Here is a 3,887-nt window from a genome sequence, read left to right as displayed (position 1 = left end):
GCGGCCGTCGCGCCCGCGTGGGCCTCACCGTGCTGGCCCCGGACTCCGCGCCCGGCCGGTGGACGGTGGAGGGCGCCTCCACGCTGTCGTCCCTGCTGTCGGTCGAGGCCGAGGCGGCGCCGGGCGGGCCCAATCTGCCGCGTGCCCTGCGCGCATCCGGCCACACCCGCGTCCTGACGTACGACGTGCAGCACCTTCGCGGCGCCGATGCTGGCGGCTACATCGGCTCGGGGGACCAGGATTTCGCCACGGTGGTGCTGCGCCCGATCGGCCAGCTTTCGATATCCGCCTCGGCGCGGCGGGGCGGCGACCTGCGCCGGCCGGGCGACACGATTCAGACGTTTTCGAATTCCCGCTCGGCCTCCATCGGGTGGGGAACCTGGTTGAGCGTGGAGTACCGCGAGACCGGGGGAGACACGGCGTCGCGCGGCGACCTGCGGTCGGTCCGCGGCCGGCTTGGCATCCCGGTGTTCCGGCGCGCGTGGCTGCATCCCGCGTACGAGGCCGGCACCGTCGTTCCGCTTCCGGGCGCCGCCCCCGCGCCCTTCCGCGCCGCCTCGCTCCAATCCACCGTATCCACGCGCGGCGGCGCCTCGGCGTGGATTGTGGTGCAGCGGCGGGAGGGCGCATCGGCGTCGGCTCTGACGGCGCGGGAGTGGTCGGGCGCGGCGTCGGTGCAGGTGCCGGTGCTCGCCGGGACGTGGGTGCGGGTGGCTGCCCACGCGCGGCGGCCGGACGGAGCGGCGATGGACGCGCGGATGGACCTGTCGCTGGAGCGCAGCCTGGGCGCCGGACACCGCGTGACGCTGCGGGGACTGGCGAACGCGGGGATTGCCGGGGGATGGGATCGGCGCGGGACGATGGAATACGCGCTCCCCACCGCGATTCCGCTTCCCGGGCGCGGAGAGGGGCAGGTGACCGTCCGCGTGTTCGACCCCACGACGGGACGCGGCATCGCCGACGTGCTGGTGCGCCTGGCGGACCGCATCGCCATCACCGACCGGCGCGGGATTGCGGGCTTCGCGGGGCTGGCGGTGGGATCGTACACGGTGCGGGTGGATGCGGGAGCGGGCCCGGAGCGCGTGGCGAACCGCGATCTGCCGGTGCCCGTGACGGTCGATGAAGATGGTGGCGGCCGCGTGGAGATCGGGCTGGAGCTGGCCGCGCGGATGACGGGGCTGGTGGAGCGCGTACCCGCGGAGGCCGGGGCGGACTCGCCGGCCGCGCCGCTCGCGGGAGTGGAGGTGGAACTGTCTGGTGCCGGCGGCGTCCGCCGCGCGGTGACGGACGGCGAGGGGCGGTTCGAGGCGACCGGGCTGCGGCCGGGCTGGTGGCGCGTGACGATCGTGGGGGCGTCGCTGCCGCGGCACCACGAGGCGCCGGAGCACCAGATGATCTTTCTGGCGCCCGGCGCGTCGGACCGGGCCCACCTGCGGGTGATGGAAAAGGTGCGGCCGGTGCAGATCATCCAGTCGACCGAGCTGACGCTGCAGTAGGTTTGGCGCGGTCCGCCTCATCCCCGCTGCACAGGGGAACGGGAGAATCCGACCCGGCGCTCCGGCCGAGTCACGCGCGAAACTCTGTCATCCTGACAGGCGCGCCAAACCCGCCCGCAGCAAAGGCTTCGCGGGCCGAAGGATCTAACCGCGGATGCCTTTTCAGCCTGGGCGCGGCAGCGGGCACGGCACCGTGGGGCGCGGACCCAGGGGATGCGCCGAGCCCCGGCACGGGCGGTTGAAACCGCTGCAACAAACACACGAAGTCCGCCTTCGCGGACTGGCTTGCTTGGATGTGTGTTGGAGCCTGTCGCGCGACCGAACAGAGGTGCCGACACGGCTCTTCTCGCACCCATCCCCAAAGCCCGGGAGACGGGAGAACCGCGGTTTGTCATCCCGATGGAGCGGCCCCGTCGAACCTGCATCCACACCGCCGACCGCAGCGACTGAGGGATCCGCCACACAGCGCGCTGACCGCCTCCACGACTGCTCACGACGGGTTCCAGGCTTTTCAGGCGTTCAACGCCGAGGAACAGGGCAACAGGTCCTGCGTTTCGGAAAGTATGAAGCGACTTGCGGAATGTGTGGCGGATCCCTCAGTCGCTGCCGTCTATAGTGCACGGGCGGGCCGGGCGTGGCCGCTCCATCGGGATGACATCGCGTGGGTCGGCAGGTGCGGACCGGGTGCAGGTGAGGCCCAAGGCTGGACGCGACAGCGGCGTCTGAGCCGGGGCTTTGCGGTGAAATGCTCGGCCCCGGCGTGCGAATGCACGCCGGGGCCTTTCGGTGGAACTGGGATCGACCTGCCGGGCTGAAGGCGCTGCTCAGCGCGACCGCAGCAGGATGGCACCGGAGCCGTGGTCCACTCCGAACTGCTGGGTAGCCGCGCTGCCGTCCAGGTACTGGATCTCGCGGATTTCGCTGGTCTGGATCTGCCGCAGCGCGGCGACAGTGCCCACCTTGGCCCCGTCACGATACACCCACACCAGTTCGGGCTTGTTGAACGACGAAGCGCCGCGCGTGCGCAGCCACGCCCCGCGCCCGCGCTGGAGGAACGTGTACAGGTCCACGGGGGTGCCCGCGGAAAGCTCTTCGAGCGTCACACGGTTCCGGTCGCGACGGGGTGCGCGGGGCGCCCGCTCTGCCGCAGCCGCGTTTCCGGCGGACGCCGTGGCGGCAGGCGCCGCGGCGGGAGCGGGCGCGGCTTGCTGCGCCGAAGCGGCGCCGGCGGTGCTGATCGAAAGGACGGCGGCCAGGGCCACGCTGCGCAAGCTAAGAAGCGACATGGAGTTAACCAGGAGAAGAGGGTGAGTGGGGTCGGAGCGGGGGCAGGCCCCGCGCGCCGGCACTCTCCATAAGACGTATGCAACCTCAAAAAAGTTGCATCTCCCCCTCACGTACTAGCGAACCGCGAGCGCGCCGTTTCGGCCGGAATTCCGCTATCCCCTTCTCCTGGAAGGATTACGGCGCGGGGGGCGTGCCCTGGGCGGTGTCGGCGGTGCCGGGCATGCCGGCTGTGTCCACCACCTGCCCGCCAGCCGTGGGCGGGTTGGTGCCCATGCCCGCCGTGTCCACCTGCTGGCCCGTGCTGAGACCCGTGGACGTTCCCGTCGTGGTGCCCACCGCACCCGCCGTGTCGGGGCTGCCCTGCACGTCCGTCTTGCTGCCCTCGCCGCCACCGCCGCCGCACGCGGCCAGCAGCAGCGCGGCCAGGGGCACCACCACTCCGTTGCGCTTCATCGCTGTTCTCCGGGTTCAGGTTCTGTTCCGTCCATGTGGATCGCGGGGCGCCGTCCTCTGCAACAACCGGACGCGCGGGAGCCTGGCTCAAAAAAGCAGCGGGCCGGCCGCCAGGGGAACGTGTCCCCCGGCGACCGGCCCGCCCGTACGCGCTCGGTCCGGATCAGGGCGTGGTGGTGCCGCCCGTGGTGCCGGTGGCGCCGCCGGTGGTGCCCGTCGTGCCGCCGGTGCCGCCCGCGGGCGCGGCGCCCACCCCCAGGCCGGTGGTGTCGCCCGGCATGGCCGTGCCGGTGCCGGTCGTGGCGCCCGTGCCCACGTTCGGATCGGTGGTGGCCGTGCCGGTGGTGCCGGTGCCCGCGCCCATGTCGGTCGTGGTGGTCGCGGCGCCGTCGGTGGTGCCCGTCTCGCCGCCGGCCCCGCCCTCTTCACCGCCGCCGCCGCAGGCAGCCATCAGCGCGATCGCCGGAACCATGATGAGCAGCTTCTTCATCCGTACTCTCCCTTGCTGGATCGTCCCCGGCGCCCGGAAAAGGCGCCGTCCGCATGCCACCCGCGGCACGCGGCGCCCGGCAGGGTGCACCGTGGATACCGGGAATGTCGCAGATGCGGCGGGATGGGTGCTGGTGTGTTCGCGCGCACGGGAACCGAACG

At 72.4% G+C, this 3,887-nt stretch carries 4 protein-coding genes; 1 reads left to right on the top strand and 3 read right to left on the bottom strand.

Annotated features, from left to right (window positions below; all coding sequences use genetic code 11):
- Positions 1-1,496: hypothetical protein (locus VIB55_RS03040; protein ID WP_331875189.1), on the top strand; the 1,496-nt coding region annotated here is incomplete at its 5' end.
- Between the two features lie 824 nt (positions 1,497-2,320).
- Here VIB55_RS03040 and VIB55_RS03035 read toward each other — a convergent pair.
- From VIB55_RS03035 to VIB55_RS03025, 3 genes are all read right to left on the bottom strand, one after another.
- Positions 2,321-2,782, bottom strand: coding sequence for a hypothetical protein (locus VIB55_RS03035; RefSeq protein ID WP_331875188.1), 462 nt, complete (start codon positions 2,780-2,782; stop codon positions 2,321-2,323).
- Positions 2,783-2,957: 175 nt separating this feature from the next.
- Positions 2,958-3,236, bottom strand: coding sequence for a hypothetical protein (locus VIB55_RS03030; RefSeq protein ID WP_331875187.1), 279 nt, complete (start codon positions 3,234-3,236; stop codon positions 2,958-2,960).
- Between the two features lie 163 nt (positions 3,237-3,399).
- On the bottom strand, positions 3,400-3,726 hold the full coding sequence (locus VIB55_RS03025; RefSeq protein WP_331875186.1) for a hypothetical protein: 327 nt from the start codon (positions 3,724-3,726) through the stop codon (positions 3,400-3,402).
- Positions 3,727-3,887 lie beyond the last annotated feature (161 nt).

This window comes from Longimicrobium sp. (assembly GCF_036554565.1).
GTDB lineage: Bacteria > Gemmatimonadota > Gemmatimonadetes > Longimicrobiales > Longimicrobiaceae > Longimicrobium.
Note: the sequence above shows the minus strand (reverse complement) of the source record. Positions and strands in the feature narration are given on the sequence as shown.

What these genes read in the sequence shown, in the direction of transcription:
- VIB55_RS03035 (WP_331875188.1), bottom strand. Translation starts at nt 2,782, where the DNA reads ATGTCGCTTCTTAGCTTGCGCAGCGTGGCCCTGGCCGCCGTCCTTTCG.
- VIB55_RS03030 (WP_331875187.1), bottom strand. Translation starts at nt 3,236, where the DNA reads ATGAAGCGCAACGGAGTGGTGGTGCCCCTGGCCGCGCTGCTGCTGGCC.
- VIB55_RS03025 (WP_331875186.1), bottom strand. Translation starts at nt 3,726, where the DNA reads ATGAAGAAGCTGCTCATCATGGTTCCGGCGATCGCGCTGATGGCTGCC.